Below are 25,409 nucleotides of genomic sequence, written 5' to 3'. Positions count from 1 at the left end.
GCCGGTTTACCCGCCTTTGGAGGGCAGGCAGGTCTGATGCGCCCCGACGTCGTCGGGCCCGTATTCAGCGTGTCCGCCTTGGGCGGATTACGCCACGGGGCCATTGGTTTTAGCGAGCGCAATTTACGCAAAAAGAACTTTGTGGCGCCAATAAAATTCGCTCTAAAGGGATTTTTGTTGCACATTTTAAGCAAATCCCAAAATTCTTGGTGCCCAACTGCTCCAAATTGCGTTGCAGGCCCGTTAAACGCTCCTTGGCCTTGCGCAGGGCCGCATCCATAACGCCCTTGTTGTTAATGGCATCCATTCGGGAGACGCGCCCTATGGCGTTGTCCGGGGCAATGGGTCCCGTCATACTTTCATAACGCGCTATCCGTTGGGTGGTTTTGGTGATTTCGGATTCAAAAAGCGACCGTATTTTTTCCGTGTCCATCGCTTAAGGCTTAGGCCAGCTTACTGCGTACAATAGCCGAAATGGTCTTCCCGTCTGCCTGGCCGGCCAATTCCTTGGACACGATGCCCATGACCTTGCCCATGTCCTTCATCCCCGAAGCTCCAACGGCGTCGATGGTCTGTACCACCACTTTCTCTATTTCCTCCTCACTGAGCTGTTCGGGCAAAAATTGTTCAATGACTGCTGCCTGTGCCAGTTCGGGTGCGGCCAGGTCGTCCCGCCCTTGTTCTTTATAGATGGCGGCACTGTCCTTGCGCTGCTTTACCAATTTCTGCACCAGCTTTACCTCTTCTTCTTCGGAAAGGCCTTCTCCCGCACCGCTTTGGGTCAGGGCCAATAAGACGGCCGACTTTATGGCTCGCAGGGATTCCAGGGCCACGGTATCCTTGGCTTTCATCGCTTGTTTCATTTGCTCCATTACCTGCTGTTGTAAGCTCATATTTCTTTAATTTTGGTAGGTGAAGATAAAAAATAAACCCGAAAACAAAATGCATCTCCGGGTTTTAAACTTGGTTTAACAATAAAGCCTAATCTACATTGTCATGTAGGTATGAGTTATTGGAACGCAACTGTATTTCGTCATTGCTATCCTCGCTTAAGGTGGTCCTGGAAACTTTCTTCTCCCTCGTATTTTCATCGAGCTCCACGCCTTGTCGCTTATATGCGGGTTCTTTTTCAATTTCGTCTATATTGCCAAGACTGTTTTGAAATTTATAATTGAAATCCTTTAAGGTTCTTCTGCGTTCATCGGCCCTGTCCTTTAAGATTTCCTCTATAGGACTGTTCATAGGATCTATCTTTCCTACCTCGTTACTTTCACTGTCGGTTTCTTTCGGTGCAAGTGTCTTTTTTTCAAAGACCAGTTCGTCCTCCACAATTTTGGGATCAAACTCCTCGGCCTTGGATTTGGCGCCGGTTAGCTTGTTCTCCATTTCCATGTAGTCATCCAGGCTGTAGCGCGTCTCCCCTTCTTTGTTGTATTCCAGTATCGGAATCACCTCTATATGGTCCTGCACGCTCATATCCCGGACCTCATCATCCAAGCTAAAGGTGATTACGTTTTCCTGCTCTTCCTCCTGATCGGTATCGGTCGCGGACAAGGGCAGGTCAAAGCTCATTGCAAACTGATCCTCGGCCACCTTTTTGGAAGAGACCACCTCGGGATCTACGACCTCAATATCGTGAAGCGTATCCTTGGCCTCTATGATGATAAAATCCTCATCTACCTCTTCGGCCACGACCTCCTCATAGAACACATTGAAATTTCTAATGTAGTTGGTAGTGGGAATCAGGTCGAATTCATACTCTTCCTCCTCTTCCTTAAGTGTATGTTTTATGACAGGTTCAAAAATATCCTCGTCCAATTGATGGACCACCGTATCATTGCTTAGATCCTGCTCCGCTTTTTGTTCATCCTCCAGGGTATGGATGATCTTTTTGGTTTCCGTGTTCACAATATCATCCTGTTGGTCCACATTGAATCCTGTGGCTATAACGGTTACGGCAATGGCCTCTCCTAAAGTTTCGTCTTCGCCCACTCCCATAATGATATTGGCGCCATGACCCGCCTCTATTTGAATATGGTCGTTGATTTCACCAATCTCGTCTATAGTGATCTCCTGGGAACCGGAAACGATGAGCAAGAGTACGTTTTTGGCCCCATTAATCTTGTTGTCGTTCAATAATGGAGAATCCAAGGCCTTCATAATGGCTTCATTGGCCCTTGAGGATCCAGAAGCCATTGCAGACCCCATGATGGCCGTGCCGCTGTTGGACAGTACCGTTTTGGCGTCGCGAAGGTCAATATTCTGTGTGTAGTGATGGGTAATGACCTCGGCAATACCGCGAGCCGCCGTGGCCAGCACTTCATCCGCTTTGGAGAAACCGGCCTTAAAACCTAAGTTGCCGTATACCTCCCTTAGCTTATTGTTGTTGATCACGATCAAGGAATCCACGTTACCCCGTAGCTTTTCTATTCCTATCTGGGCTTGTTGGCAACGCATCTTCCCCTCAAATTGAAAGGGCATGGTCACAATACCAACGGTCAAAATATCCATTTCTTTGGCCTGTTTGGCGATAATAGGCGCCGCTCCAGTACCGGTGCCTCCGCCCATACCTGCAGTAATGAATATCATTTTGGTGGTATGGTCCAACATGCCTTTAATATCCTCCATGCTCTCGATGGCAGCCTGCTCGCCCACTTCGGGATTGGCCCCGGCGCCGAGCCCTTCGGTCAGGGAAACACCCAATTGTATTTTGTTGGGCACAGAACTGTTTTGCAAGGCCTGTGAATCTGTATTGCAGATTACAAAATCGACTCCGTTTATTCCTGCCTGGAACATGTGGTTAATAGCGTTGCTTCCGCCACCGCCAACACCGATCACCTTTATTACGTTGCTCTGATTCTTAGGTAAATCAAAAGCTATGCTGTCTAATTCCGTGTTCTTGCTCATCTTTTTTCTATTACTGGTTTATTCTATCTATTTATCAGGTCCGCACTATTCTGCGTTGTCCAAGAAATCCTTCAATTTTTCGGACCATTTGTCAAAAACTGATTTTCGTTCTTTTTTTACCGCGGTTTTGGTAATGCTCTCCCCGTGGCCTTCCAATATGGCTTCTTGCAGGGCTTCCTCCTCTTCCTGGAGTACCTTGCTACGTGCCTCATTCTTGACAGCGTTCATCAACAGGCCAACAGCGGTAGCGTACAATGGGCTGGCCACCTCGGCATCGGAATCACCGGCCAAATGTTCGTTGGGATATCCAATTCGGGTATCCATACCCGTAATGTACTCCACAAGCTGCTTCAGGTGTTTCAACTGGCTTCCACCACCCGTAAGGACGATGCCCGCAATCAACTTTTTCTTTTGTTCCTCGTGTCCGTAGTTCTTGATCTCCACATACACCTGTTCCACAATTTCTACCACCCTGGCATGAATAATCTTGGAAAGGTTCTTAAGGGTAATCTCCTTGGGCTCCCTGCCCCTAAGCCCGGGAATGGAAACAATTTCGTTGTCTCGGTTCTCTCCCGGCCAGGCCGAACCAAATTTCATTTTTAAGAGTTCGGCCTGCTTTTCTATAATGGAGCAGCCCTCCTTTATGTCCTCGGTAATGACATTTCCTCCAAAGGGGATTACCGCGGTATGCCTAATGATGCCGTCCTTAAAAATGGCCAGATCCGTAGTGCCCCCACCTATATCGATCAGCGCTACCCCTGCTTCTTTCTCTTCTTGGCTCAAAACCGCGTCGGAAGATGCCAGGGGCTCCAAAGTGATATTGCCCAAATCCAGACCGGCACTCTTAATACACCTTCCTATGTTCTTAATAGAGGATACCTGCCCCACCACTACGTGAAAATTGGCCTCCAGCCTACCACCGTACATTCCAATAGGCTGTTTTATCTCCGCCTGCCCGTCTACCTTGTATTCTTGTGGCAAAACATGTATAATTTCTTCCCCAGGGAGCATTACCAACTTGTATACTTGGTTGCATAACTTGTCCAAGTCCTCTTCATTGATCACCTCCTCAGAATTAACCCGGGTAATGTAATCACTGTGCTGAAGACTTCTAATATGCTGACCCGCTATGCCCACCACCACGGAACCTATCTTTAATCCGGAATTGGCCTCGGCCTGTTCCACGGCCTGCTGTATGGACTTGATGGTCTGTGTAATATTGTTGACCACCCCGCGATGCACGCCCAAGCTTTTGGACCGTCCGATACCCAATACCTCAATTTTACCATATTCGTTCTCCTTCCCAATGATGGCAACGATCTTGGTGGTTCCAATGTCCAATCCAACTGAATAATTATCCTGTTCCATAATTTATATTTTGGTGCACACTACCTGATTATTATATTCCAAGCTTACTATATCGTAACTTTCCAAGGTTTTGTCCTTTGCCGCCTTGGTGTAAAAAGCCATAAAATTGCTGAACTTCTCCTCCAGATCGTCCACTCCGCCCAAATTCACGACGAAGTCTTCCATACGGAATTTTAACTGGTACTTTTCTTCCTCCACAATATGGATTCCGATGACGTTTTTCCGTAAAAAATCGTCCATATTGATATACTTTAAAATCGTATAGACGTCCTCCAAACTTTTACCGGTGATCTTGCCTGTGATTATAGGAACCCTGGCCGAGTGGTTTCCGGACAACGGCATGCGTTTTCCTTCATCATCCAGATAAAACTTAGTATTCCCTTCTACTCGTCCAATGGGTCGCCTTTGTACAATTTTGGATGTAAGCTCACCGTTTACAGTAAGATAAACTTGGGCACTTTTCACCATTTCATTGGTCTCTATGACCTTTTCCATAGTATTCAAAACTATATGTTCTTGGGGCACGTTCGTAAGGCTACCGTAATTTTGTATTAACAATTTATTAACCGTTTCGTGATTTACGTACAGGTTCTGCTCTCCAACAAATTCAATCTTTAACTTGCTGATTGTCTTCTGCTTACTTCTTTTATCGGCAAAAGCGTACAGGCCAATGCACAAGAGGCCCAAGGCTGTGATTTTAATGTGGTTTCTGTTAATTCGCATGTTCCAATTCACTTTTTATTTTTGCTACTTCCAGGCCAATATCACCCGCACCCATGGTGACCAGCACCTCAGGGTTCTGTTTTCTGATTTCGCTCACCAAGGCCGACTTTTCGACAAAACCCTTGTTGGGATTTTGTATTTTTTCCAACAGCCATTTTGAGGTAATCCCGGCTATGGGCTTTTCTCGTGCGGGATAAATATCCAATAACAGCACACTATCAAATTTGGCCAAACTACGGGCAAAATCCTCGGCGAAATCCTGTGTCCGTGAAAACAAATGGGGTTGAAAAACGGCCAACACCCGTTTATTGGGATGCATTTCCGAAATCGCCTGGTATACGGCATTGATTTCCGTAGGATGATGGGCATAATCATCGATAAAAACGAAGCTTTCCTCTTTGATTTTATAGGAAAACCGCCGTTGTACCCCTCGAAAGGTTTCCAGTGCCTCGGCAAGGCGATACGGGGGGGAACCTGCTTGTATCGCCATTGCAAAAGCCACTAGACCGTTCAGCAAATTATGCTCGCCCGGTTTGTTGAATTTCACCCCCTTTAGGGTCATTTCGGGGGTTCCCAAGTCGAAAATGTAGGTGCCATGTTCTATTTTTAAATTTCGGATGCAATAATCCGAATCGTCTTCTATGCCATATGTGATTCCCGCTATGGGCAGTCCCTTTCGCACAAAGAGCGTTCCGTTGGGCTTTAAACACTTAGTAAAGTCCATGAACGCCTTTTTTAATGTCTCCCTATCCCCATAGATATCCATATGGTCCGCATCCATGGAGGTAATGCAAGCCACATTGGGGGAAAGTTGTAGAAAGGAACGATCAAATTCATCGGCTTCAACCACGGAAAACTCGGTTCCCTCCAAGAGGAAATTGCTATTGAAATCCTCCGATATGCCTCCTAAAAACGCCGTGAGCGGCGTGCCCGTTTCCTTGAGGAGATGTGAAAGGATACCCGAGGTAGTAGTTTTGCCATGGGTACCCGCCACCGCAAAACAAAAGGTGTCCCGAGTAATAATACCAAGAACCTCCGAGCGTTTTTTTACTTTGAAACCGTGGTCCACAAAGTAGCTAAGCTCTGAATGACTGGCAGGAACGGCCGGGGTATATACGATCAGGGTGTTTTTGGGATCCAAAAATGCCCTAGGGACCAACTCCAGATCATCCGAATAGTGTACAGCAATATCCAAATCGGCCAACTCCTGGGTCAGGGGCGTTCGGGTCTTATCATACCCTGCCACCTGCTTTTCCACAAACCTGAAATAGCGGGCCAGGGCAGACATACCTATCCCCCCTATTCCGATAAAATACACCCTATGTATATCCTTCAAGTCCATGTTTTTACAATAATTTTTCTATCTCGTCCACAATTTGTTTTGTGGCATGTGGCCTTGCCATTTTTTTTATATTCACACTCAGTTCCCGTCTTTCGTCCTCCGACGCCATCAAACGGGAAAAAACCGTTTCGAAATCAGATTCCAGATCCCGTTCCCTTAACAACAGTGCCGCGCCTTCCTTTTCCAGGGCCTGTGCATTTTTGGTCTGATGGTCCTCGGCCACATTGGGCGACGGGATAAAGATTACTGGTTTGCCAACAATGCTGAGTTCAGACACGGCTCCGGCGCCCGATCTTGAAATAATTATATCCGCGGCAGCATAAGCCAAATCCATTCGATCCAGGTACTCCAACACCTTCACCTGCCCGGATTCCAGATTTTGATAGGCGGTATAGTACAGTTTCCCGCTCTGCCATATCACCTGAACGTCCTGATCTTTAAAAAAATCGAGCTTTTGAGCTACGAACTGGTTGATACGCCTTGCACCTAAGCTTCCGCCTACGACCAAAAGGGTATGTTTTGTTGTGGGCAACCCAAAAAATCGTAACGCGTCTTCCCTATTGCTCTTGATGGCCACCAGGTCTTCACGTACCGGATTTCCCGTTTTTACAATTTTATCCTCGGGGAAAAACTGCTGCATTCCTTCATAGGCCACAAAAATCTTCCGCATTCTTTTAGCCAGCAGTTTGTTGGTGATCCCGGCATAGGAATTTTGCTCCTGTACCACGCAAGGAATCCCCTTCCCAGCAGCCATTCTCAAGAGTGGTCCGCTAGCGAACCCGCCCGTGCCGATCACCACATGGGGCCTAAACTTTGCTACGATGTTCCTTGCCGTTATCAAACTACTGATCAATTTTATAGGAAACAGTACATTTTTAAGGGTCAGTTTCCGTTGTAACCCGCTGATCCACAATCCCTGGATGGCATACCCCGCTTGGGGGACCTTCTCCATTTCCATCTTATCCTTTGCGCCCACGAACAGAAATTCGGCATTGGCATGCCTCTTTTTTAGCTCGTTGGCTATGGCAATGGCCGGATAAATATGTCCGCCAGTGCCCCCCCCAGAGAGTATGAACCTATAATTGTCCACTCAACACTTCTAAAGGGTTGGTCTCATCCGTACCGGAAGTTTCATTTTCCGGCCCTATCTCTTTATTACTTGCACTCAATACAATTCCTATGGCCAGGCAGGTCATCCAAATGGAAGTACCCCCACTACTGATCAAGGGCAGTGTCTGTCCGGTGACCGGGAACAGTTCTACCGCTACCGCCATATTGATAAATGCCTGAAATACAATGGGCAACCCTACACCGACCACCAAAAGTTTTCCAAAAACCGTGTTATTACCGTTGGCCACGACCACAATTCGGAACAATAACAACAAGTAAAAGAACATTAGCGCAAAACCACCGGCCAGGCCATACTCTTCAATAATGATCGCGTAAATAAAATCGGAGGAGCTCTGTGGCAAAAAGTTCTTCTGAATGCTTTTCCCGGCACCTTTGCCCACGATACCCCCACTGGCGATCGCGATTTTTGCTTTTTCTATTTGGTAATCCCCTTCAGTGTCTGCTGGATCCCAAAAACTCTCTACCCTGCTGATCCATGTATCCACTCGGTTTGGAAACAAATCGGGCAAAGCCTTTGCCGTTAGAACAAACAAGGTTAAACACAACAGGCCGGTCCCTACAATCCCAAGAAGGTATTTCATAGGATATCCCCCAAGAAAACACAAGACTAGCACCATAAAAAAGATGATGGCGGCCGTGGAAAAATTGGCAGGCAATATTAATATCAATACAAGGAAAACAGGGAGCCATAAGGGCAGAATGCTCTCTTTAAAAGTGATGCTCCTGTCCTTGATTTTCGTCAGATACCTTGCCACATAGATCATGAGGACCACAGCGGCCAGATTAGAGGTCTGAAAAGTGACCCCTACTAGAGGCAGTTGGATCCATCTACTGGCGTTGGCCCCATCTATAATAGTACCTTGGGCCAAGGTGTATATCAAAAGCAACAGTACAATGGGCATGGCAATTATGGAAAGGCCCTTGAAAAAATGTGTGGGTATCCGGTGTACTCCGTAAATGATCCCAAAACCCAGGAACAAAAGCAGACCGTGCTTTACCAAGTGCCCCATAGTGGTTCCTTTCCCCACCACATATACCAAATTGCTACTGGCACTGTATACCGGTAAAAAGGAAAAAAGGGCCAATAGCGCCACAACGCCCCAAATGGCCTTATCTCCTTTGATATTTCGTAAAACTCCTAACACGTTTATAGGTTCTTTATAGCATCCTTAAATTGATTTCCCCGGTCCTCATAATTGTCAAAAAGATCAAAACTGGCACAGGCTGGCGAGAGCAGCACGTTATCTCCTCGCTCGGCAATTTTATAGGCCACCTTAACAGCTTCCTCCATGGCATAGGTCTCCACCAACAGATCTACCACATTGCCAAAGGCATCCTTTATTTTAGCATTGTCCAGACCCAAACAAACAATTGCTTTTACCTTTTCCCGTACCAAGGGCATCAACTCCCTATAATCATTACCCTTGTCCACTCCACCAACGATCCATACCGTAGGCGAGCTCATACTGTCCAAGGCGTAGTAGGTGGCATTGATATTGGTGGCCTTGGAATCGTTGATATATTGGACATGGTGTATTTTTAGCACCTTTTCCAAGCGATGTGCCGCTCCTTGAAAGTTTTTTATGCTTTCGCGGATGAATTCCTTTCTAACATCTACCAGTGTAGCGGCTGTGGCCGCCGCCATGGTATTTTTGAGATTGTGCTTTCCTTCTAAAGCTAATGTGTCCGTTGCCATTGTTATTGTCTTGTTTTGAGTCTTTACTACGATTTCATTATTTTTTAAATAGGCCCCCTCCGATACTTCCTTTTCAAGGGAGAAGGGCATCAATTTGGATTGAACGGGATGCGCTTTGAGCCATTCGCGGATGACCTTGTCATCTGCATCATAAATGAGGTAATCCTCATTGGTCTGGTTCTTTGCGATCCTAAATTTTGAAGCGATATAGTTGTCAAATTGATCCTCATATCGGTCCAAATGGTCGGGGGTAATGTTGGTGATCACCGCAATGTGCGGTTTAAAATCGATGATGCCATCCAACTGAAAACTGCTGATTTCCAGCACATAATAGCTGTAATCATTTTCGGCTACCATTTTAGCATAGCTATCGCCTATATTACCGGCCATGCCTACATGCAATCCTCCCTTTTTTAATAGGTGGTTTGCCAACATGGTGGTGGTGGTCTTGCCGTTGCTTCCGGTAATCCCTATAATTGTGGCATCGGTATATTTTGATGCAAACTCGATCTCCGAAATCACGGGCACCCCTTTCCCCATCAACTTTACCACCAAGGGTACCGTATCCGGAATACCCGGGCTTTTCATCACCAGATCGGCATTTAAAATCTCAGCTTCGGTATGCCGCTCCTCCTCCCAATCAATCCCAAAATGTTCAAGAACGTCCTTGTATGTATTGTTTATTTTTCCCTTGTCCGATACAAAAACCTTGTATCCTTTCTGCTTCCCCAAGATGGCCGTGCCAACACCACTTTCTCCACCGCCCAGTACCACGAGCCGCTTCATCTATCTTACTTTTAAGGTCACGAAGGTCACAATGGCCAACAGAATTCCAATAATCCAAAATCGGGTCACAATCTTGCTTTCGTGATATCCTTTCTTTTGATAATGGTGGTGCAAGGGAGCCATTAAAAAAATGCGTTTCCCTTCGCCCGATCTCTTTTTGGTATACTTAAAATAGCCCACCTGCAGCATGACGGAAATAGACTCTGCAAAGAAGATTCCGCACAGCAGGGGAATAAGCAGTTCCTTACGCACGATAATGGCTATGACCGCTATGACACCACCTATGGTAAGACTTCCCGTATCGCCCATAAATACTTGGGCCGGAAAGGCATTATACCATAGAAACCCTACCAGGGCACCAACAAATGCCGCAATAAAGACGACCAATTCACCGGCCCTGGGAATAAAAAAGATGTCCAGATATTCCGAAAAAATGATATTACCGGATACCCAGGCAAAAATTCCTAGGGTAAGCACAATTATGGCCGATGTCCCCGCAGCAAGACCATCAATGCCATCGGTTAGGTTGGCACCATTGGAAACGGCGGTAACGATCAGAATAATAATCGGAAGAAAAACCAGCCAGGCATAGTCCTTTGCTCCTTCACCGGCCCAGGAGATAAAATTGCTGTAATCCAGCTCGTTATCCTTAAAAAAAGGAACATTGGTCTTGGTGGATTTTACCTCTGGACCCTGAATTTCCTCTACGGTAAACTGGGCGGTAATCCTAGTACTGTTCTTCTCTTTCATGGTCACTTCGGGGTGAAAGTACAGGGTAGATCCAACGATCAAGCCCAGTACCACTTGCCCCATCACTTTAAATCTTCCCTTAAGGCCCTTTTTGTCCTTCTTGAAAATCTTGATGTAATCATCCACAAAACCAATAATCCCCATCCATACGGTAGTGACGATCAAAAGCAATACATAAATATTGTCCAAACGGGCAAACAGGAGTACAGGGATAAGGGTAGACATAATGATGATGAGTCCGCCCATTGTTGGTGTGCCCGCTTTTTGCTGCTGCCCCTCAAGACCAAGATCACGTACGGTCTCACCAATTTGCTTGCGCTTTAGAAAGAGAATTATACGTTTACCGTATGCTGTGGCAATAACTAGGGAAAGTAGGACGGCCACCGCCGCACGGAACGTAAGGAACTGGAAAAGACTGGCTCCCGGGAACTGGTACTGTTTTTCCAAATATTCGAATAGGTAATATAACATCTTCTTTGCTTGTTCCTTACGGACCCAGCTTGTGCCGGACCATATAAATTATTTGTCCAATTCGGACAATATTTCCTTCACTATTTTAAAATCATCAAAATCCACTCGTTTGCCATTAGTCTCCTGGTAGGTCTCATGCCCTTTACCGGCAACGAGGATGATATCGTTGTCCAAGGCCAGTTGGCAGGCAGTTTTAATGGCCTGCTTCCTATTTTCAATGGACAGTATTTTTTTAACATTTTGGGCCTCCACCCCTGCTTCCATTTCTTCAATAATCACGGTGGGCGACTCCGTACGCGGGTTGTCAGAGGTAAAAATGGCCTTGGTGCTCAACTCCGAAGCGATATGTCCCATTACCGGACGCTTAGAACTATCTCTGTCACCACCACACCCCACTACGGTGATGACATTTTCATTTCCAGTTCTCAATGTATTGATAGTATCAAGTACATTTTTTAAGGCGTCCGGCGTATGGGCATAATCAACAATAGCCGTTATTTTCTTTTTCGATATGTAGTATTGGAACCTTCCGTCCACGTTTTCCAGCTCGCTCAACAAACGAAGAATCTCGAGTTTTTCCAGTCCCAGTAAATCCGCAGTAGCGTAAATGGCCAAGATGTTATAGGCATTGAAATGCCCTATAAGTTTGGTCCACAGTTCATTGTCATCAATTTTCAGCAATTGGCCATTGAACTGGTTTTCAAGGACCTGTGCCCTGTAATCGGCATATGATTTTAACGCGTAGGTATTTTTTCTTGCCTTGGTGTTCTGCAACATGACCAAACCGTTCTTGTCGTCCACGTTGGTCAGGGCAAAGGCGCTTTTTGAAAGGCCATCGAAGAGTTCTTTTTTGGTGTCCCTGTATTCGGCAAACGTCTTGTGGTAGTCCAAATGGTCATGGGACAAGTTTGTAAAAATGGCCCCCGTAAAAACCAATCCTTCTGTCCTTTTTTGGGCGATACCGTGCGAGCTAACTTCCATAAAGCAGAATTCCACCCCTGCTTCGTTCATTAAACTTAAATGCCTATTGATGGTCAAGGCGTCCGGAGTAGTGTGGCTCGTGTTGTACTTTTGGGCATCTACCATAATCTTGATGGTGGATATCAATCCCACCTTATAGCCCGCTTTTTTGAACAGTTCGTACAACAAGCTACTTATCGTTGTCTTCCCATTGGTTCCTGTAATCCCTACCAATTTCAGGTTTTTGGAAGGGTTGTCATAAAAATTTGATGCCATGATGGCCAGGGCCTTGTTTCCGTTATCCACCTGCGCGTAGGTTACGCCATTGATCAATTGCTCCGGAAGTTCCTCACATACAATGGCATTGGCACCAGAGTCAATGGCTTTGGCTATATACTGGTGCCCGTCGGTCTGGGTTCCTCGTATGGCAATAAAGACATCGTCCAGGCCTACCTTTCTGGAATCAAAGCATATTGCATTGATCAGAATGGTCGTTGATCCGCTCACCGCTGAGAGGCTTACTCCATATAATATGTCCTTTAACAACTTCACGATAGTTCCAAAACAATTTTGTCCACTTTGTCCAAATCAGTACCCTGGGATACCGATTGTGCCCTTACCTTTCCATTTCCTTTGACTTCAACCTGTAAGCCCAAATTTTCCAGTAAGGAAACCGCATCCATTCCACTCATTCCTTTAACATTAGGGACCTTTTGATATTTTTTCTGTGCCTTTGCATAATAACTTTCATAAGCTTCCTCCAAATGTTCATCATCTGGTTTTAGTGTTTCCAACTCGTCTATCAAGGGAGAAGTGGCATAGATTTTTTGGGCGATGGACTTAAAAACCGGGCCCGATACGTCCGCTCCGTAGTATCCTACACTTTTATCTGGTTCATGGATTACCACAATACAGGAATATTTGGGATTGTCTGCGGGAAAATATCCGGCGAAGGTGGATATATACCTTAGTTTATCCGGGTCCTTGGAAACGTAATTTTTCTGACAGGTCCCGGTCTTGCCTGCCATAGAGAAATTTGGCGAGTACAACCCATGTCCGGTGCCGTGTTCTTTCTCCACCACATTCTTTAACAATTGTCTTACCTTGGCCGCCGTTTCCTGGGTGCAGATGGATGGATTTATGACTTCCTTGTTGAATTTTTGAATGGTCTTGTTCCATTCCCGCACCTCCTTGATCAATCTTGGTTTGATCATTTCGCCATCATTGGCAATGGCATTATAGAAGGCAAGGGTCTGCAATGGGGTAAGGGAAACTTCGTATCCATGGGACATCCAGGCCAGTGAAATGCCAGACCATCCCTTGTCACCAGGATACCTTATAACCGGTTTTCCCTCTCCCTTGATGGGTAGTCCCAAGGGTTCGTGAAGGTTCATGTTCATCAAGCGGTCCACAAAACGGGAAGGCCGTTCTTTATAACTGTTGTGTATGATTTTGGCGAAGGCGGTGTTGGAAGAGACCTCAAAGGCCTTTGCAGCGGAAATTTTTCCATATCCGCCAGGTTTGGAATCACGAACTGTACGGTCATACAATCGCCAACGCCCTTTCTCCGTATCTACCAATGTGGTGGTATCTATCACCTTATCTTCCAAAGCGGCCACTAATGACATCAATTTAAAGGTAGAACCGGGTTCATGGGATTCCCCCACGGCATAGTTCAACCGCTCATAGTACTTCCCTTCCTGAGTCCGTCCGAGATTGGAAATGGCCTTCACCTCCCCTGTCTTGGTTTCCATAACAATAACAGAACCATGATCCGCCTTGTACTTTTCCAATTGGCCCAACAGCGCGTGGTGCGCAATATCCTGTATGTTGATATTTATGGTGGATATAACGTCATAACCATCCTTAGGTTCAATGATATTATCCAGCCCAATGGGTTTCCATTGACCCTTGGCAATTTTTTGTTTGAGTCTTTTCCCCTCGCTACCCCTTAAATACTGACCAAAGGCGCCTTCAAGGCCCACCCTGGTAAAGTATCCATTATCATCTACCCGCTCATACCCAACGCTGCGTTCCGCAATTTTTCCCAACGGATGCTCCCGTACCGTACGCTGTTCCACGATCAATCCGCCTTCGTTGGGGCCTTTTTCGAAAAGTGGAAAAGCTTTGGTCCTCATATAATCCGAATAATCGAGGTTGCGGGCCACCAGTTTGTACCTGTGCTTATTTACCTTTGCCTTTCTTAATAGGTTTTCATAATGCGATGCCGGTTTCCCCAACATACTGGCAAGGGAATCGGACAAGGGTTTTATATGGGCCTCAAAGTCCTCGGTCTTAACGGTAACTGCATCGAACCGAATAGTATACCTGGATACTGATGTAGCTAACAAACTGCCGTCATCGGAATATAGGTTACCCCTATTGGGTGCAATGGTGAACATTTTTTCCGTGCGGGCCATGGCCAGCTTCTTGTATTTGTCTCCATGTACCATCTGTATGCTCACCAGTTTCACGACCACTGCGACGGCAAACAAGAACAAACATCCGGCTACGGCATACAATCTGGTTAATATGTTCCTTTCGGTTATAGGCACTAATCCTCTGATTTAACTTTTATTTTTTTAGGCGGTGTTTCTGACGGATACAGGCCGTCTTCGGCCACTGTCTGCATTACCGTAGACTCTAACTTCAGCCGCTGCACATCCGAGCGGATATCCACAAACTCGCTCCTCAATTCCTTTACTTCCTCGTTCAAGGCCGCCACTTGGTGCACCTTACGGTCCGCGCTGTGCGAACTCGCGATCATTACGGTGGCCAAAAAGGAGGCGAAAATGATAAAAAGCCAGTTTTTGGGCGCGTCTCCGCTTACCAAAAACTTCCCTTTTAAAATGTCCAGAATTCCTTTTTTCATTTTTATATTTTTTCAGCTATTCGCAGTTTGGCGCTCCTAGCTCTGTTATTCTTTGCTATTTCCTCTGGTAACGGAACTATAAGTCCGCCCACTTTCTTAAAGGGTACCTGAGGGTTTCCGTAAAAATCCTTTTCGGCCTCTCCTTCAAACTGTCCGGCACGGATAAACCGTTTTACCAGTCGGTCCTCGAGCGAATGATAGCTAATGACACTGAGCCTTCCGCCCTTTTCCAGTAGCTCTGGGGTCTGCAACAAAAACTCCTTGATGACCGCTATTTCCTGGTTCACCTCGATCCGTATGGCCTGGTATATCTGCGCCAGGATTTTCTGTTCCTTAAACTTGGGCAAAAATCGTTGCAACACCTGCTTCAGCTGTTCCGTTGTTTTTATGGGCGCTTCTTCCCGAGCCGTAATCAACGTCCCTGCCATGGCATTTGCATTCCGCAAATCGCCATACTGGAAGAGCACCTTTCGCAACTCATCATAGGAATAGTTATTCACCACATCATAGGCAGAGCTGGTGTTCTTCCTGCTCATGCGCATATCCAGATCCGCATCAAAACGGGTAGAAAATCCACGTTCCGCTTTGTCAAATTGATGTGAGGAAACCCCAAAATCTGCCAAGATCCCATCTACTTTCCGAATGCCATAGAACTTTAAAAACTGCTTGATATACCTAAAATTCTCGTTGATCAATAAAAACCTTTCGTCCGCTATCGTATTCTGCAAAGCCTCCTCGTCCTGATCAAACGCTATCAATCTGCCATCTTCCCCCAACTGTTTTAGGATTTCCTTGGAATGTCCTCCGCCACCGAAAGTTACATCCACGTAAACCCCATCTTTTTTTATGTGGAGTCCATTGACCGACTCCTTTAACAGTACCGGGTTATGATACTCCATCCGTTTTGTCCTTCCCGCCCATTACCTTTTTCGCCAAGCTGGCCACTTCTTCAGGGGCCACATTGATTTCCTGCTCATATCTATCCTTATCCCATATCTCAATATTCTTACCTATGGAAGCCAATACCACATCTTTGGTTATACCCACCAGCGTGGTCAAATTCTTGGGAATCAATAACCTTCCGGTAGTATCTATTTCCACCTGTTTTAAACCAGCGGTAAATTTTCTGATGAAATCTATATTGTCCTTTTCGTACCTGCTTTTGGCATTGAGTTCCTGCATCACCGTATTCCATTCGTACATGGGATAGAGTTCCAGACAGGGCGCATACATGGACCGCTTTATCACAAAGCCGTCATTAAGGATAGGCGTAATCTGGTTTTTTAGGGTAACTGGTAACATTACCCTACCTTTGGCATCGGCCTTACAGTTATATGTTCCAACAAAAAATATGTCCAAAGCTGGTGGCTATTTGCTTTTATAACTCAAATATATAGAAATTATTACCACATAATACCACAAATTACCACTTTGTTGATAATTTTTAGGTGATTTGGCCCAAAAAGAGGCTAAAGTGCTAGAAAATAGGCGGACTAATAAAGTGGTAAGGATTTCATCTTTTTTGTCAAAACCCAGCAGTTTCAGGGCAAGCTCCCTTCAAAGGGAATGTATTGCTATTATGGGGAAATGCCTATATTTGCCAACTGAGACCAGAAGCTGTCCTTGAATGGAAGAAAAGATTATTACCGAAGGAAAATACAGGTATATAGAGATAGGGGAAGGCACCCCGATTATTATATTACATGGGCTCATGGGAGGTTTGAGCAATTTTCAGGGCGTAATGCACCATTTTCCTTCCAAAGGATATAAGGTTCTCGTTCCTGAACTCCCTATCTATGATATGCCCATAATCCGAACCAACGTAAAGAACTTTGCCAAGTTTTTGGAGCGGTTCATCGAGTTCAAAGGACTTAAGGATGTTATTCTTTTGGGAAATTCCCTAGGCGGCCATATTGGTCTATTGCATACCAAACTCTACCCGGAAATGGTGAGGGCCTTGGTCATTACAGGCAGTTCGGGACTTTACGAAAGTGCCATGGGAGATGGGTACCCCAAACGCGGGGATTATGAATTCATCAAAAAGAAGGCCCAAGACGTTTTTTATAATCCCAAGGTAGCCACTAAGGAGATTGTGGACGAAGTCTATGCCACGGTAAACGACCGTATGAAATTGGTGAAGACCCTGGCAATTGCCAAAAGTGCCATACGGCACAATATGTCCAAGGACCTTCCACATATGCTTACCCCTACCTGTATCATTTGGGGTCAAGACGATACAGTGACCCCGCCCAACGTGGCCAAAGAATTTCACGAACTACTCCCGGATTCGGAACTTTTTTGGATCCAAAAGTGTGGCCACGCCCCGATGATGGAACGTCCTAAGGAATTCAACGCTATCCTGGACGCTTGGTTGGAAAAGCGAAACTTCTAAAATCCTTCCGATGAAAATAAAGTCGGCCGACTTTGTAATGAGCAATTCCAATGTGGCGAAGTGTCCAAAGGAACTCCTTCCCGAATACGCTTTTATAGGCCGATCCAATGTGGGCAAGTCCTCCTTGATCAATATGCTCACCCAGCGGAAAAACCTGGCAAAAACCTCGGGCAGACCAGGGAAAACACAACTTATCAACCATTTTAAGATCAATGATAACTGGTTTCTCGTGGATTTACCGGGCTACGGTTATGCCCGCGCTTCCAAAAAGGACAAAAAGACCTTTCAGAAATACATCACGGATTATTTTTTACAGCGCAAACAATTGGTTTGTGCCTTTGTCCTAGTAGATGTGAGACACGAACCTCAAAAAGTGGATATGGAATTCATGGAATGGCTAGGCACCCATATGATCCCTTTTTGCATTGTCTTCACCAAAGCGGACAAGCTAAAGCCCCAGCTCACGGAAAAACAGGTGGACACCTACCTTAAAACCTTATTGGAAGGGGTTTGGGAGGAAGTACCGCCCTATTTTGTGACCTCATCCGCCCACAGAACGGGAAGGGAGGAATTGTTGGGGTACGTCCATAACATTAACACCGAATTTCACAAGGAAAATAAAGGTTAGGTTTAAGGTTTAAGGTTTAAGGTTTAAGGTTTAAGGTTTAAGGTTTAAGGTTTAAGAATGAACCATTTTTTATTGCTAATTGCTAATTGTTCATTTTTTATTGTCCACTACCGAATATAATGCATCACGCCATACGCTAAGCGCCGAGCGCATTGCCCATTCATAATTAACTACTCAACATTTAACACCTAACACTGCCTACTGCCCACTGCCTACTACTAACCAACGTGTTCTTCGATCAATTGAATTAGCTCTTCCGCACTTTTCAAATCGTTCAACACCTGGGTGCTCACCAGAACCTCCAGCTTGTCATGGGTAACCGCTAACACAATGGGAAAGGTAAACTTGTGGCCAAATTTGGATGCATATTGTTGGGTAAACTCGTCTTTGTGCAAAAATTCCATGGACACCTTACTACCTTCCCGGAATTGCTTCCAACCAGTGTTTTCACTGAAAACGCCAAAGGTAATGTCGCATAGATTGCAATCGTAAGTGGCCGGACTGAGAATTTTGTGGGCACTGTCCAGCAAGGCATTGCGCAGGCCAGAGTTGGCGTTGTAAATGAACAACAGTTTGTAGGTATCTTGGTTTTCCATTTTTGAAAGGTAACTAAATATGCTATATCTTTGGGAACCATGGGCGACAATAGCCCAAAGACAGCTCCCAAAACATATGCAAAACACACTTCGCTTCCTTGGCTTGCTCATCCTATTTCTCCATCCCCTGGCAGTTAAGTCCCAAGAAAAAGGGTTGGCTTACAGCTCTGAACACCTTAAAATCATCGCTATTTCAGAAAACAGCTATGTGCACGTCTCTTATCTGGACATTCCGGATTACGGGAAATTTGAGTGTAATGGTCTGGTGTACATCAACAACAAGGAGGCCGTTGTATTTGACAGCCCCTCGGAGGAGGCGGTGGCCACAGAACTGATCAAATGGATCGCCGAGGTTAAAAATTCCGATGTTACCGCGGTGGTCGTCAATCATTTCCATGATGATTGCCTGGGCGGTTTGCCAAGCTTTCATGCGCTGGGCATTCCTTCCTTTGCCAACCAGACAACGATAATCCTGGCCAGGGAGGCAGGCCTGCCTGTACCCCAAGTGGGCTTTGATACCCAGATGGAACTGGAAGTTGGTACAGGCAAGGTACGTAACCAATACTTTGGCGAGGCCCATACGAAGGACAATATTGTTAGCTATATTGCTGAGGACAGGCTCCTGTTCGGAGGTTGTATGATCAAGGCCCAGGACGCTAAAAAGGGCAATCTAGCCGATGCCAATGTGCAAACATGGTCGCAAACCGTGCAAAAGATCAAAGCTGCCTTCCCGGACCTAAAAACTGTAATTCCCGGGCATGGTCCCACTGGCTCGGAGGAATTATTGGAGTATACCATAGCGGTTTTCGCACCTCCCAAATAAAATTTATTTTTTAATTGTTTTAGTTAGATTAACTTACTATATTTGTTTCGGCAACGAAGCCAGAATAAATATAACAATATGAAAAAAGCAACATTTTATCATGCAGGCTGTCCCGTTTGTGTTAGCGCGGAGCAGGAATTATTGAACCTCTTGGATCTTTCCAAAATTTCCTTAGAAACCGTGCACTTGGGCGAAGAAAAGCATCAAATTGCAGCTGCAGAAGCATTGGGAGTGCACTCTGTTCCCGCTTTGGTTCTAGACAACGGCGCTGTACTGCACATCAATCACGGCGCCAGCATGGCCGAAGTAAAAGGATAAAAAAATTTAACTTATAAAGTTAGTTTAACTCACTTTATGAATCGTAATTGAAACAAATATGAAACAACTACAATTAAGAACCGGACTATGGGCAAGTTTGCTCCTAGGACTGCTCTCCTGTCAGGGACAGCACACCAACGAGTCATCCAACTTTAAAGATTCGGATGACTTTAAGATTATCGGTACCACTGTGGAGCACGATACCGATCTACAACAGCTGATCTTTTCCATAAGCGTAAAGGGCAAGGCCGGAGCCAGCGTTCCGGACAAGGCCGGACAAATGGATGGCGCCCCGGTGCTAGGTTATGTTTTTCCAACCAATCTGTCACCCGAAGATGTAGGGTTCTCAAAAACGGAAGGGATTCTTGCCCTAGCCCTTACCTCACATCCCGACTTTGATGACACGCCGCTCTGGGACGAAAACACAAATTCTATCTTTGACGATGACGGAATCGTTTGGCACCCCCATTGGGTGGTTCTGGTCAAAGATGAACGTGTAGCTGGGGGCTTGTCCGTAAAACAGTTCGACAAGGCCGATACCAGCGTAAAATTGCCTCCTACCAATCCAGGAATGCCCATGTTTATGGATTCTCCCGGATTTCCGGTGATTACCAAGGGAAACACCATAAAGGTGGTGGTACCTTTATACCGAATGGGCCATAAGACCCAATTTAAGTTCGACGGTGTTGCCGCCTATATGCAGGTAAATACCAGCAAAGAAGGGTTGCCCTTGTTAGGGGTATACCGTGTATACAGCATCTCCTCTGGCGATCTTTCCCTTCCTTACGCTGTTTCTGAAAAATAAACTTAGGCCCTGAATGGTTAGATAAACTAATTGTTTGGGGCTACTTTTGTGATATGGATACCTTTGATCCCTCAGCTCAACATCTGCGAATTGAAAGTAAAATCGTGGCCGCCCTGGAACGAATTTCCGAGGCCTTTAGGGTACTGCTCTGGCAAGAAGGGAAGCAACACGGGCTTACCCCGATCCAAATACAGCTCCTTCTGTTCCTACGCTTCCATGCCCCAGCACTTTGTAAGGTAAACTATCTTGCCAAGGAATTCAATGTTACCAAAGCCACCATTAGCGAATCGATCCGGATCCTGACCAAAAAGGGATTTATCTTCAAGGAAACGGACCCGGCCGACACCCGTAGTTTTACCATTCACCTGACCGATATTGGAAAGGAGATGGTCAGCAGGACCAGCGCTTTCGCGACGGCTATTGACAAACCGGTACAAGGGCTTACCCAGTTTCAAAAGGAACAGCTCTTTCAAAACCTACTGGAAATCATCAAAAAGCTCAACAAAGCTGGGGTCGTCACGGTACAGCGCATGTGCTTTTCCTGCCGCTTTTACCACCGTGGTCCGGAAAACGATTATTGCAGTCTTCTTAAAAAGACCCTCCATAAACCCGACTTGCGGGTAGATTGTCCGGAACATGAGCTTGTTGCCCCATAGGAACCCTCCTGCTAGAGGCCCAATCGTTTCATAAACTCTTCCCTATAGCTGTCCCCAATCGGAATGCGGATATCATCGATCACAATTTTGCTGCGCTGTATGGAATTGATCCGGCTGATGTTGACGATAAAGGAGCGGTGTACCCTAAAAAAATTGTTTTTCGGCAATTTGGCATCGATATCCTTAAAATTCATCAAGGTCAGAATAGGTTTGCTCTGGTCCGTATGGATCTTGAGATAGTCCTTTAAGCCTTGGATGTACTTAATATCGTCCAATTTGATCTTGACATTGTCATAATCCGATTTCACAAAAATAAAACCCTGCATGGAGTTCTCCGAACCCATGGCGGATACAAGATTTTCAGAGGACACATTGACCCGATTTCTCAGTTCCAGTAATTCCTTCACCCTATTGATCGATTTCACAAAACGTGAAAAGGGTATGGGCTTCACCAAATAATCGGCCGCATTGAGTTCAAAACCCTCTATGGCGTACTGGGGATAGGCCGTGGTAAAAATAAATAACGGTTTTATGTCCAGTGCCTGTATGAACTCTATTCCATTGATCTGCGGCATCTGAATATCCAAAAAGACCAGATCTAATTCCTCTGTCTGCAATATTTCAATGGCGTCCAGGGGATTGGTATAGGTGCCCACGACGTTTAGCTTACCCATTTCCTCACAATAGGATTTTATGATCCCGAGAGCAAGGGGTTCGTCATCAATTATTATACAGTTCATCATATGTTTTTTAGCTTAGGGTCAATTGCAAGCGTACCCCATAGTTACCGTTCTGCCTGTCTATTGTTAAATTGTGCGATTCGGGGAACAAGAGCATCAATCTGTTCTTAATGTTCTCGAGCCCAATGCCCGAATTTTCCAAATCCTTTTTATAGGGGCCCACTTTGTTCCTTACATGGAAATCCAATTGGTCATCGGCAATTTCAATGCGCATATCAATGTCGGTCCGTCCCTTAAAATCCGTGCCATACTTAAACGCATTTTCCACAAATGGAATCAACAATAGGGGAGGTACGATCTTGTTGTTGTAGTCCCCGCTAATTTTTAGGTTCACATTCTCACTGTCTGACAACCGTAGGCGTTGCAGCGCCACAAAATTTTTAATATAGTCTATTTCCTTAATCAATGGCACAAACTCCTGTTTTGCCTCGTAAAGCATATAACGCATCAGTTCGGACAATGTAATTACCGCTTCTGAAGCGTCGTTGGATTTGTTGCGGACCAGGGAATAGATACTGTTGAGGGAGTTGAACAAAAAATGTGGGTTTAACTGGGCCCTGAGGAACTGCAGCTCCGTTTCCTTCTGTTTGGACTCTTTTTCCTTGGAGGCTTTGTCCCGCTTATAAAAGTCCTTGGTCAGGCCCAAAACACCCCCCAAAAGAAAAAAGGCCAGTGAAATAATGGCGGTAACCATATGGGGAAACCTCCTATATTTAGGCATCCGTGCCCTTCTTACAAACCTTTCGAATTCCTCAATAGGGTCTACCGGAAGTACATAACGCATCAACAGGTTTAACAGGAGCAGCAGGGCAAGGGAGACCAAAATATAGGTCGATATCTTTTTTTTGAGCAACAGAAAGGGCACCAAAATCAGGTAGTTACTATACAATAGCAGTGGATTCACCATGAACCTATACAAAAAATTGGACCTTAACTCCCCGTACTCTATAGTAGATATGGTAATAGGAATGGACAATAGACAAATCCAAACGATGATATGTACATATACTTCCTTGATACGAAATGATCTTTTCAAAGCATCTTTCTTTAGCAAAAGAAGATACTTATTTTTAATGACTGATTCCATTCTTTTTTAAATCCTCTACATGGACTACGGGCGATTTGCCCACAATCAAACGGTCTAAGACCAATGTTCCCACGATACGTGCCTCTTCTTTAGATGTAAAATGTTTTTTTCCACGGATTCCAGGGACAAACTCCTGCTTGATCTGCAGTTGATCCCCGTAATATATCTCATACGACCATGCGCTGGCCCAATGCTCAATTACCTCCAGTCGGTACTGCGGCCTCAGGGGCGGCTTCTCCTTTGATCGGATTTTCAAAATGATCCCGATCAAAAGCACCGCTATGCCGATAAGAATCAGAGCTACCGTATGTCTTCTTTTGTTATCCATCCTTGATAGGACGTACCGGCCCCATTTGTTTTCACCAGGACCGGTTTGCCCAACTAATTACACACATTAAAAACCAATCTAAACTTAAATCCTATTTGCTTACAAAAATTCTAATCATCCTCGTCCTCCTCCTCCAAAGGAAAGAACTCCCGATTATCGTCCAAATACAGGTTACCGCTCCTGCCCAGGGCCAGGAAAGCCCGTGAGCCGTTGGAAAAAGCTATCGCACCCTGCCTTGTGGTTCCCTCATAGGGTGTTTTTTCTTCCCATAGATCGGTTAGGGGGTCATATTCCCATATATCTATGGAAGCTCCAGCACCAGAATCTCCCGTAGCAAAATACCCTTTGTCGCCAATACTGAAACCTACTCCGCTATTGCGGACAATGGCATAATCGTCATCATCATCCAAATCGAGCAAGGGGCTCCAGGATTCGTTGGTGAGATCAAAAACCCAAAAATCGGTCTGGTTTAGCCCGTTAGAGACCCCTGTGCCCAAATATATCTTGTCATTGATGGCAAAAGTGGCACCGTCCCTTCTTTTATTGCCCCCAAAACCTACAAGTTCTGTCCATGTGTCCAAAGTGGGGTCGTATCGCCAAAAATCCTTTTTATCGTTATCCCCGTCAAATCCGGTCCCCACATAACCATGGGTAGCCGAGTTGAAGGCCACCGCCCCTCGCCTTGCCGATCCACCAAAGGGCGCAATTGTATCCCAGGTGTTGGCTGCCACATTATAGCGGTAAAAATCGCCCAGCTCGTTATCGCCGTCAAAACCCAGTCCTACATACCCGTTCCCGTTGATGGTAAAGGCTGCGGCAGAGCTGCGTGCCGTAGCCGGAAAACTGGCCAATTGGCTCCAAAAATTACCTTGGATATCGTACACCCAAAAATCGGCCAAACGATCATCCCCATCAAATCCGGTTCCCATATAGCCCAAATCGCCGATGGTAAAGGTAGCTGCACCGCTTCTCGGGGTTCCGTCGAATATGGAACGGTCTACCCAATTCCCCAGTGCGTCATCACCATCATCACTGCTGGAACAGCCGAGGAATATCCCTAAACACATGCATAAGAGCAGCAGGGGCCGGCCATTTGCCAAAAGATTTGCTTCTTTACTTCTTGTTTCCATACCTTCTTTAGTTTAAATTAAACGTTAAGCCCATACTGATGTAGGCTGCGCCCGTTGTTTCAAAATTGAACAGTTCCGTATTTTCGCCATCAAGGATACGGAACTGGTTGGTGGACCAATAACCCACCCTAATCACTGTTGTAAAATTGGGTTGTATCCTAAAGTTGTGCTCCACACCAAAATCAAGGCCGTTGACCTGTAATTTGGTATGCCTAAGGTCTCCTATATCATTGAAGGACACTGTTGATGAGATATTAGCGTAGGTGCCGAAAAAAGTAGCTCTCGCCCTCAGCGAATGCCGTTCATCGGGGCGGTAGGTAAGTCCCGAAACAGGTATCCCCAAAACATAGCTCCATCGTTCACTTAGTTTCTTCCCAAAGGAAAGCGTTGGGAAAAATTGTGGCTTTCCGAAAGCGGTACCAAAGGCAAGTCCAAACGAAAAAGTGGCCGGGCCTTTTCCCCCTTCCCATCTTTTGGACAGACCTGTCAAGGCGTTGATCTGAAAATCATCACCGGAAATGCCTTCGGCAAAGTTGGAGGACAAGCCCGGGGCCACACTAAAATTGGCCGACCAACCTTTACCCATTTTATGTCTGTAAAACAGTCTGGCCCTAAGTACATGTATTTCCTCATATTCCTGGGATTCAAAGTTTCCAGGTAGATCAAAAAAAGAAAAATTATGATTGGTATACCCAAGCCCGATTCCCAAAAATCCCGACTTCATCTTAATCCCCCCTCCAAGGTTAAACGTATAGGTACTCATCTCTGTGTCCCCTAGGCTAGGTACGAGCCGGTATTCCAGTTTGGCGATTTCACCCAAGGCAGCTCCTTGAGCCCATGATATGTTATAGGTAAACGGTACCATTAAGAGTAAATATATTTTGCACTTCAACTACTTGC

27 protein-coding genes are annotated in these 25,409 nt (G+C 45.7%); 6 read left to right on the top strand and 21 right to left on the bottom strand.

The window, feature by feature from the left end:
* Nucleotides 1-109: 109 nt before the first annotated feature.
* From ACRD67_RS05275 to ACRD67_RS05205, 15 genes are all read right to left on the bottom strand, one after another.
* Nucleotides 110-433, bottom strand: coding sequence for a TraR/DksA family transcriptional regulator (locus tag ACRD67_RS05275; RefSeq protein ID WP_430965993.1), 324 nt, complete (start codon nucleotides 431-433; stop codon nucleotides 110-112).
* A 10-nt stretch (nucleotides 434-443) separates the two neighbouring features.
* Nucleotides 444-893: a GatB/YqeY domain-containing protein gene (locus ACRD67_RS05270; protein WP_430965992.1), complete on the bottom strand. Its 450-nt coding sequence runs from the start codon at nucleotides 891-893 to the stop codon at nucleotides 444-446.
* Between the two features lie 88 nt (nucleotides 894-981).
* Entirely contained in the window at nucleotides 982-2,907 is a 1,926-nt protein-coding gene (gene ftsZ, locus ACRD67_RS05265; protein ID WP_430965991.1) for a cell division protein FtsZ, read from the bottom strand.
* 45 nt (nucleotides 2,908-2,952) lie between these two features.
* The gene (gene ftsA / locus ACRD67_RS05260) at nucleotides 2,953-4,275 is read right to left on the bottom strand and encodes a cell division protein FtsA (protein WP_430965990.1); all 1,323 of its coding nucleotides are present in this window, start codon (nucleotides 4,273-4,275) and stop codon (nucleotides 2,953-2,955) included.
* A 3-nt stretch (nucleotides 4,276-4,278) separates the two neighbouring features.
* On the bottom strand, nucleotides 4,279-4,998 hold the full coding sequence (locus tag ACRD67_RS05255) for a cell division protein FtsQ/DivIB (RefSeq protein ID WP_430965989.1): 720 nt from the start codon (nucleotides 4,996-4,998) through the stop codon (nucleotides 4,279-4,281).
* Nucleotides 4,988-6,340, bottom strand: coding sequence for a UDP-N-acetylmuramate--L-alanine ligase (gene murC, locus ACRD67_RS05250; RefSeq protein WP_430965988.1), 1,353 nt, complete (start codon nucleotides 6,338-6,340; stop codon nucleotides 4,988-4,990). Before murC ends, ACRD67_RS05255 begins: the two co-directional genes overlap by 11 nt.
* A 4-nt stretch (nucleotides 6,341-6,344) precedes the next feature.
* Nucleotides 6,345-7,430 (bottom strand): undecaprenyldiphospho-muramoylpentapeptide beta-N-acetylglucosaminyltransferase, encoded by a 1,086-nt coding sequence (murG, locus tag ACRD67_RS05245; RefSeq protein ID WP_430965987.1) that lies wholly within the window; start codon nucleotides 7,428-7,430, stop codon nucleotides 6,345-6,347.
* On the bottom strand, nucleotides 7,417-8,616 hold the full coding sequence (locus ACRD67_RS05240) for an FtsW/RodA/SpoVE family cell cycle protein (RefSeq protein ID WP_430965986.1): 1,200 nt from the start codon (nucleotides 8,614-8,616) through the stop codon (nucleotides 7,417-7,419). Before ACRD67_RS05240 ends, murG begins: the two co-directional genes overlap by 14 nt.
* A gap of 2 nt (nucleotides 8,617-8,618) precedes the next feature.
* Nucleotides 8,619-9,953: a UDP-N-acetylmuramoyl-L-alanine--D-glutamate ligase gene (gene murD / locus ACRD67_RS05235; RefSeq protein ID WP_430965985.1), complete on the bottom strand. Its 1,335-nt coding sequence runs from the start codon at nucleotides 9,951-9,953 to the stop codon at nucleotides 8,619-8,621.
* A complete protein-coding gene (gene mraY, locus ACRD67_RS05230; protein ID WP_430965984.1) occupies nucleotides 9,954-11,174 on the bottom strand; it encodes a phospho-N-acetylmuramoyl-pentapeptide-transferase in 1,221 nt (406 codons plus the stop codon).
* Between the two features lie 48 nt (nucleotides 11,175-11,222).
* Nucleotides 11,223-12,686, bottom strand: a complete 1,464-nt coding sequence (locus tag ACRD67_RS05225) for a UDP-N-acetylmuramoyl-L-alanyl-D-glutamate--2,6-diaminopimelate ligase (RefSeq protein ID WP_430965983.1) — start codon at nucleotides 12,684-12,686, stop codon at nucleotides 11,223-11,225.
* Nucleotides 12,683-14,689 carry a penicillin-binding protein gene (locus ACRD67_RS05220; RefSeq protein ID WP_430965982.1) on the bottom strand — a complete coding sequence of 669 codons (2,007 nt, stop codon included), beginning with the start codon at nucleotides 14,687-14,689 and terminating at the stop codon, nucleotides 12,683-12,685. The genes ACRD67_RS05225 and ACRD67_RS05220 overlap by 4 nt, the downstream gene beginning before the upstream one ends.
* A complete protein-coding gene (locus tag ACRD67_RS05215; protein WP_430965981.1) occupies nucleotides 14,689-15,006 on the bottom strand; it encodes an FtsL-like putative cell division protein in 318 nt (105 codons plus the stop codon). Before ACRD67_RS05215 ends, ACRD67_RS05220 begins: the two co-directional genes overlap by 1 nt.
* Before the next feature lie 2 nt (nucleotides 15,007-15,008).
* Nucleotides 15,009-15,905 (bottom strand): 16S rRNA (cytosine(1402)-N(4))-methyltransferase RsmH, encoded by an 897-nt coding sequence (gene rsmH / locus ACRD67_RS05210; RefSeq protein WP_430965980.1) that lies wholly within the window; start codon nucleotides 15,903-15,905, stop codon nucleotides 15,009-15,011.
* Nucleotides 15,892-16,365: a division/cell wall cluster transcriptional repressor MraZ gene (locus ACRD67_RS05205; RefSeq protein WP_430965979.1), complete on the bottom strand. Its 474-nt coding sequence runs from the start codon at nucleotides 16,363-16,365 to the stop codon at nucleotides 15,892-15,894. The genes rsmH and ACRD67_RS05205 overlap by 14 nt, the downstream gene beginning before the upstream one ends.
* Nucleotides 16,366-16,633: 268 nt before the next feature.
* On the opposite strand from ACRD67_RS05205, the gene ACRD67_RS05200 reads away from it, so the two are divergent.
* A complete protein-coding gene (locus tag ACRD67_RS05200; protein WP_430965978.1) occupies nucleotides 16,634-17,398 on the top strand; it encodes an alpha/beta fold hydrolase in 765 nt (254 codons plus the stop codon).
* A gap of 10 nt (nucleotides 17,399-17,408) precedes the next feature.
* A complete protein-coding gene (yihA, locus tag ACRD67_RS05195; protein WP_430965977.1) occupies nucleotides 17,409-18,026 on the top strand; it encodes a ribosome biogenesis GTP-binding protein YihA/YsxC in 618 nt (205 codons plus the stop codon).
* Between the two features lie 218 nt (nucleotides 18,027-18,244).
* Here yihA and ACRD67_RS05190 read toward each other — a convergent pair whose 3' ends face one another.
* A complete protein-coding gene (locus tag ACRD67_RS05190; protein ID WP_430965976.1) occupies nucleotides 18,245-18,622 on the bottom strand; it encodes a GTPase in 378 nt (125 codons plus the stop codon).
* Between the two features lie 76 nt (nucleotides 18,623-18,698).
* On the opposite strand from ACRD67_RS05190, the gene bla reads away from it, so the two are divergent.
* The 4 genes from bla (at nucleotide 18,699) to ACRD67_RS05170 (ending at nucleotide 21,224) form a co-directional block, all read left to right on the top strand.
* Entirely contained in the window at nucleotides 18,699-19,445 is a 747-nt protein-coding gene (gene bla, locus ACRD67_RS05185) for a subclass B1 metallo-beta-lactamase (protein ID WP_430965975.1), read from the top strand.
* Nucleotides 19,446-19,523: 78 nt separating this feature from the next.
* Complete coding sequence (locus ACRD67_RS05180; RefSeq protein ID WP_430965974.1) at nucleotides 19,524-19,763, top strand: thioredoxin domain-containing protein; 240 nt, start codon at nucleotides 19,524-19,526, stop codon at nucleotides 19,761-19,763.
* A 58-nt stretch (nucleotides 19,764-19,821) separates the two neighbouring features.
* Entirely contained in the window at nucleotides 19,822-20,568 is a 747-nt protein-coding gene (locus ACRD67_RS05175; protein ID WP_430965973.1) for a hypothetical protein, read from the top strand.
* 53 nt (nucleotides 20,569-20,621) lie between these two features.
* The gene (locus ACRD67_RS05170) at nucleotides 20,622-21,224 is read left to right on the top strand and encodes a MarR family winged helix-turn-helix transcriptional regulator (protein WP_430965972.1); all 603 of its coding nucleotides are present in this window, start codon (nucleotides 20,622-20,624) and stop codon (nucleotides 21,222-21,224) included.
* Nucleotides 21,225-21,235: 11 nt separating this feature from the next.
* On the opposite strand, the gene ACRD67_RS05165 is transcribed toward ACRD67_RS05170, so the two are convergent.
* From ACRD67_RS05165 to ACRD67_RS05145, 5 genes are all read right to left on the bottom strand, one after another.
* Complete coding sequence (locus tag ACRD67_RS05165) at nucleotides 21,236-21,964, bottom strand: LytR/AlgR family response regulator transcription factor (RefSeq protein WP_430965971.1); 729 nt, start codon at nucleotides 21,962-21,964, stop codon at nucleotides 21,236-21,238.
* Between the two features lie 10 nt (nucleotides 21,965-21,974).
* Nucleotides 21,975-23,000 carry a sensor histidine kinase gene (locus ACRD67_RS05160; RefSeq protein WP_430965970.1) on the bottom strand — a complete coding sequence of 342 codons (1,026 nt, stop codon included), beginning with the start codon at nucleotides 22,998-23,000 and terminating at the stop codon, nucleotides 21,975-21,977.
* A 34-nt stretch (nucleotides 23,001-23,034) separates the two neighbouring features.
* The gene (locus tag ACRD67_RS05155; protein WP_430965969.1) at nucleotides 23,035-23,379 is read right to left on the bottom strand and encodes a DUF4907 domain-containing protein; all 345 of its coding nucleotides are present in this window, start codon (nucleotides 23,377-23,379) and stop codon (nucleotides 23,035-23,037) included.
* 110 nt (nucleotides 23,380-23,489) lie between these two features.
* The gene (locus tag ACRD67_RS05150) at nucleotides 23,490-24,509 is read right to left on the bottom strand and encodes a Kelch repeat-containing protein (protein ID WP_430965968.1); all 1,020 of its coding nucleotides are present in this window, start codon (nucleotides 24,507-24,509) and stop codon (nucleotides 23,490-23,492) included.
* A 7-nt stretch (nucleotides 24,510-24,516) separates the two neighbouring features.
* Nucleotides 24,517-25,401, bottom strand: a complete 885-nt coding sequence (locus ACRD67_RS05145) for a DUF6268 family outer membrane beta-barrel protein (RefSeq protein ID WP_430965967.1) — start codon at nucleotides 25,399-25,401, stop codon at nucleotides 24,517-24,519.
* Nucleotides 25,402-25,409: the final 8 nt, after the last annotated feature.

Source organism: Eudoraea algarum, from assembly GCF_050589645.1.
Lineage (GTDB): Bacteria > Bacteroidota > Bacteroidia > Flavobacteriales > Flavobacteriaceae > JBNGOQ01.
Note: the sequence above shows the minus strand (reverse complement) of the source record. Positions and strands in the feature narration are given on the sequence as shown.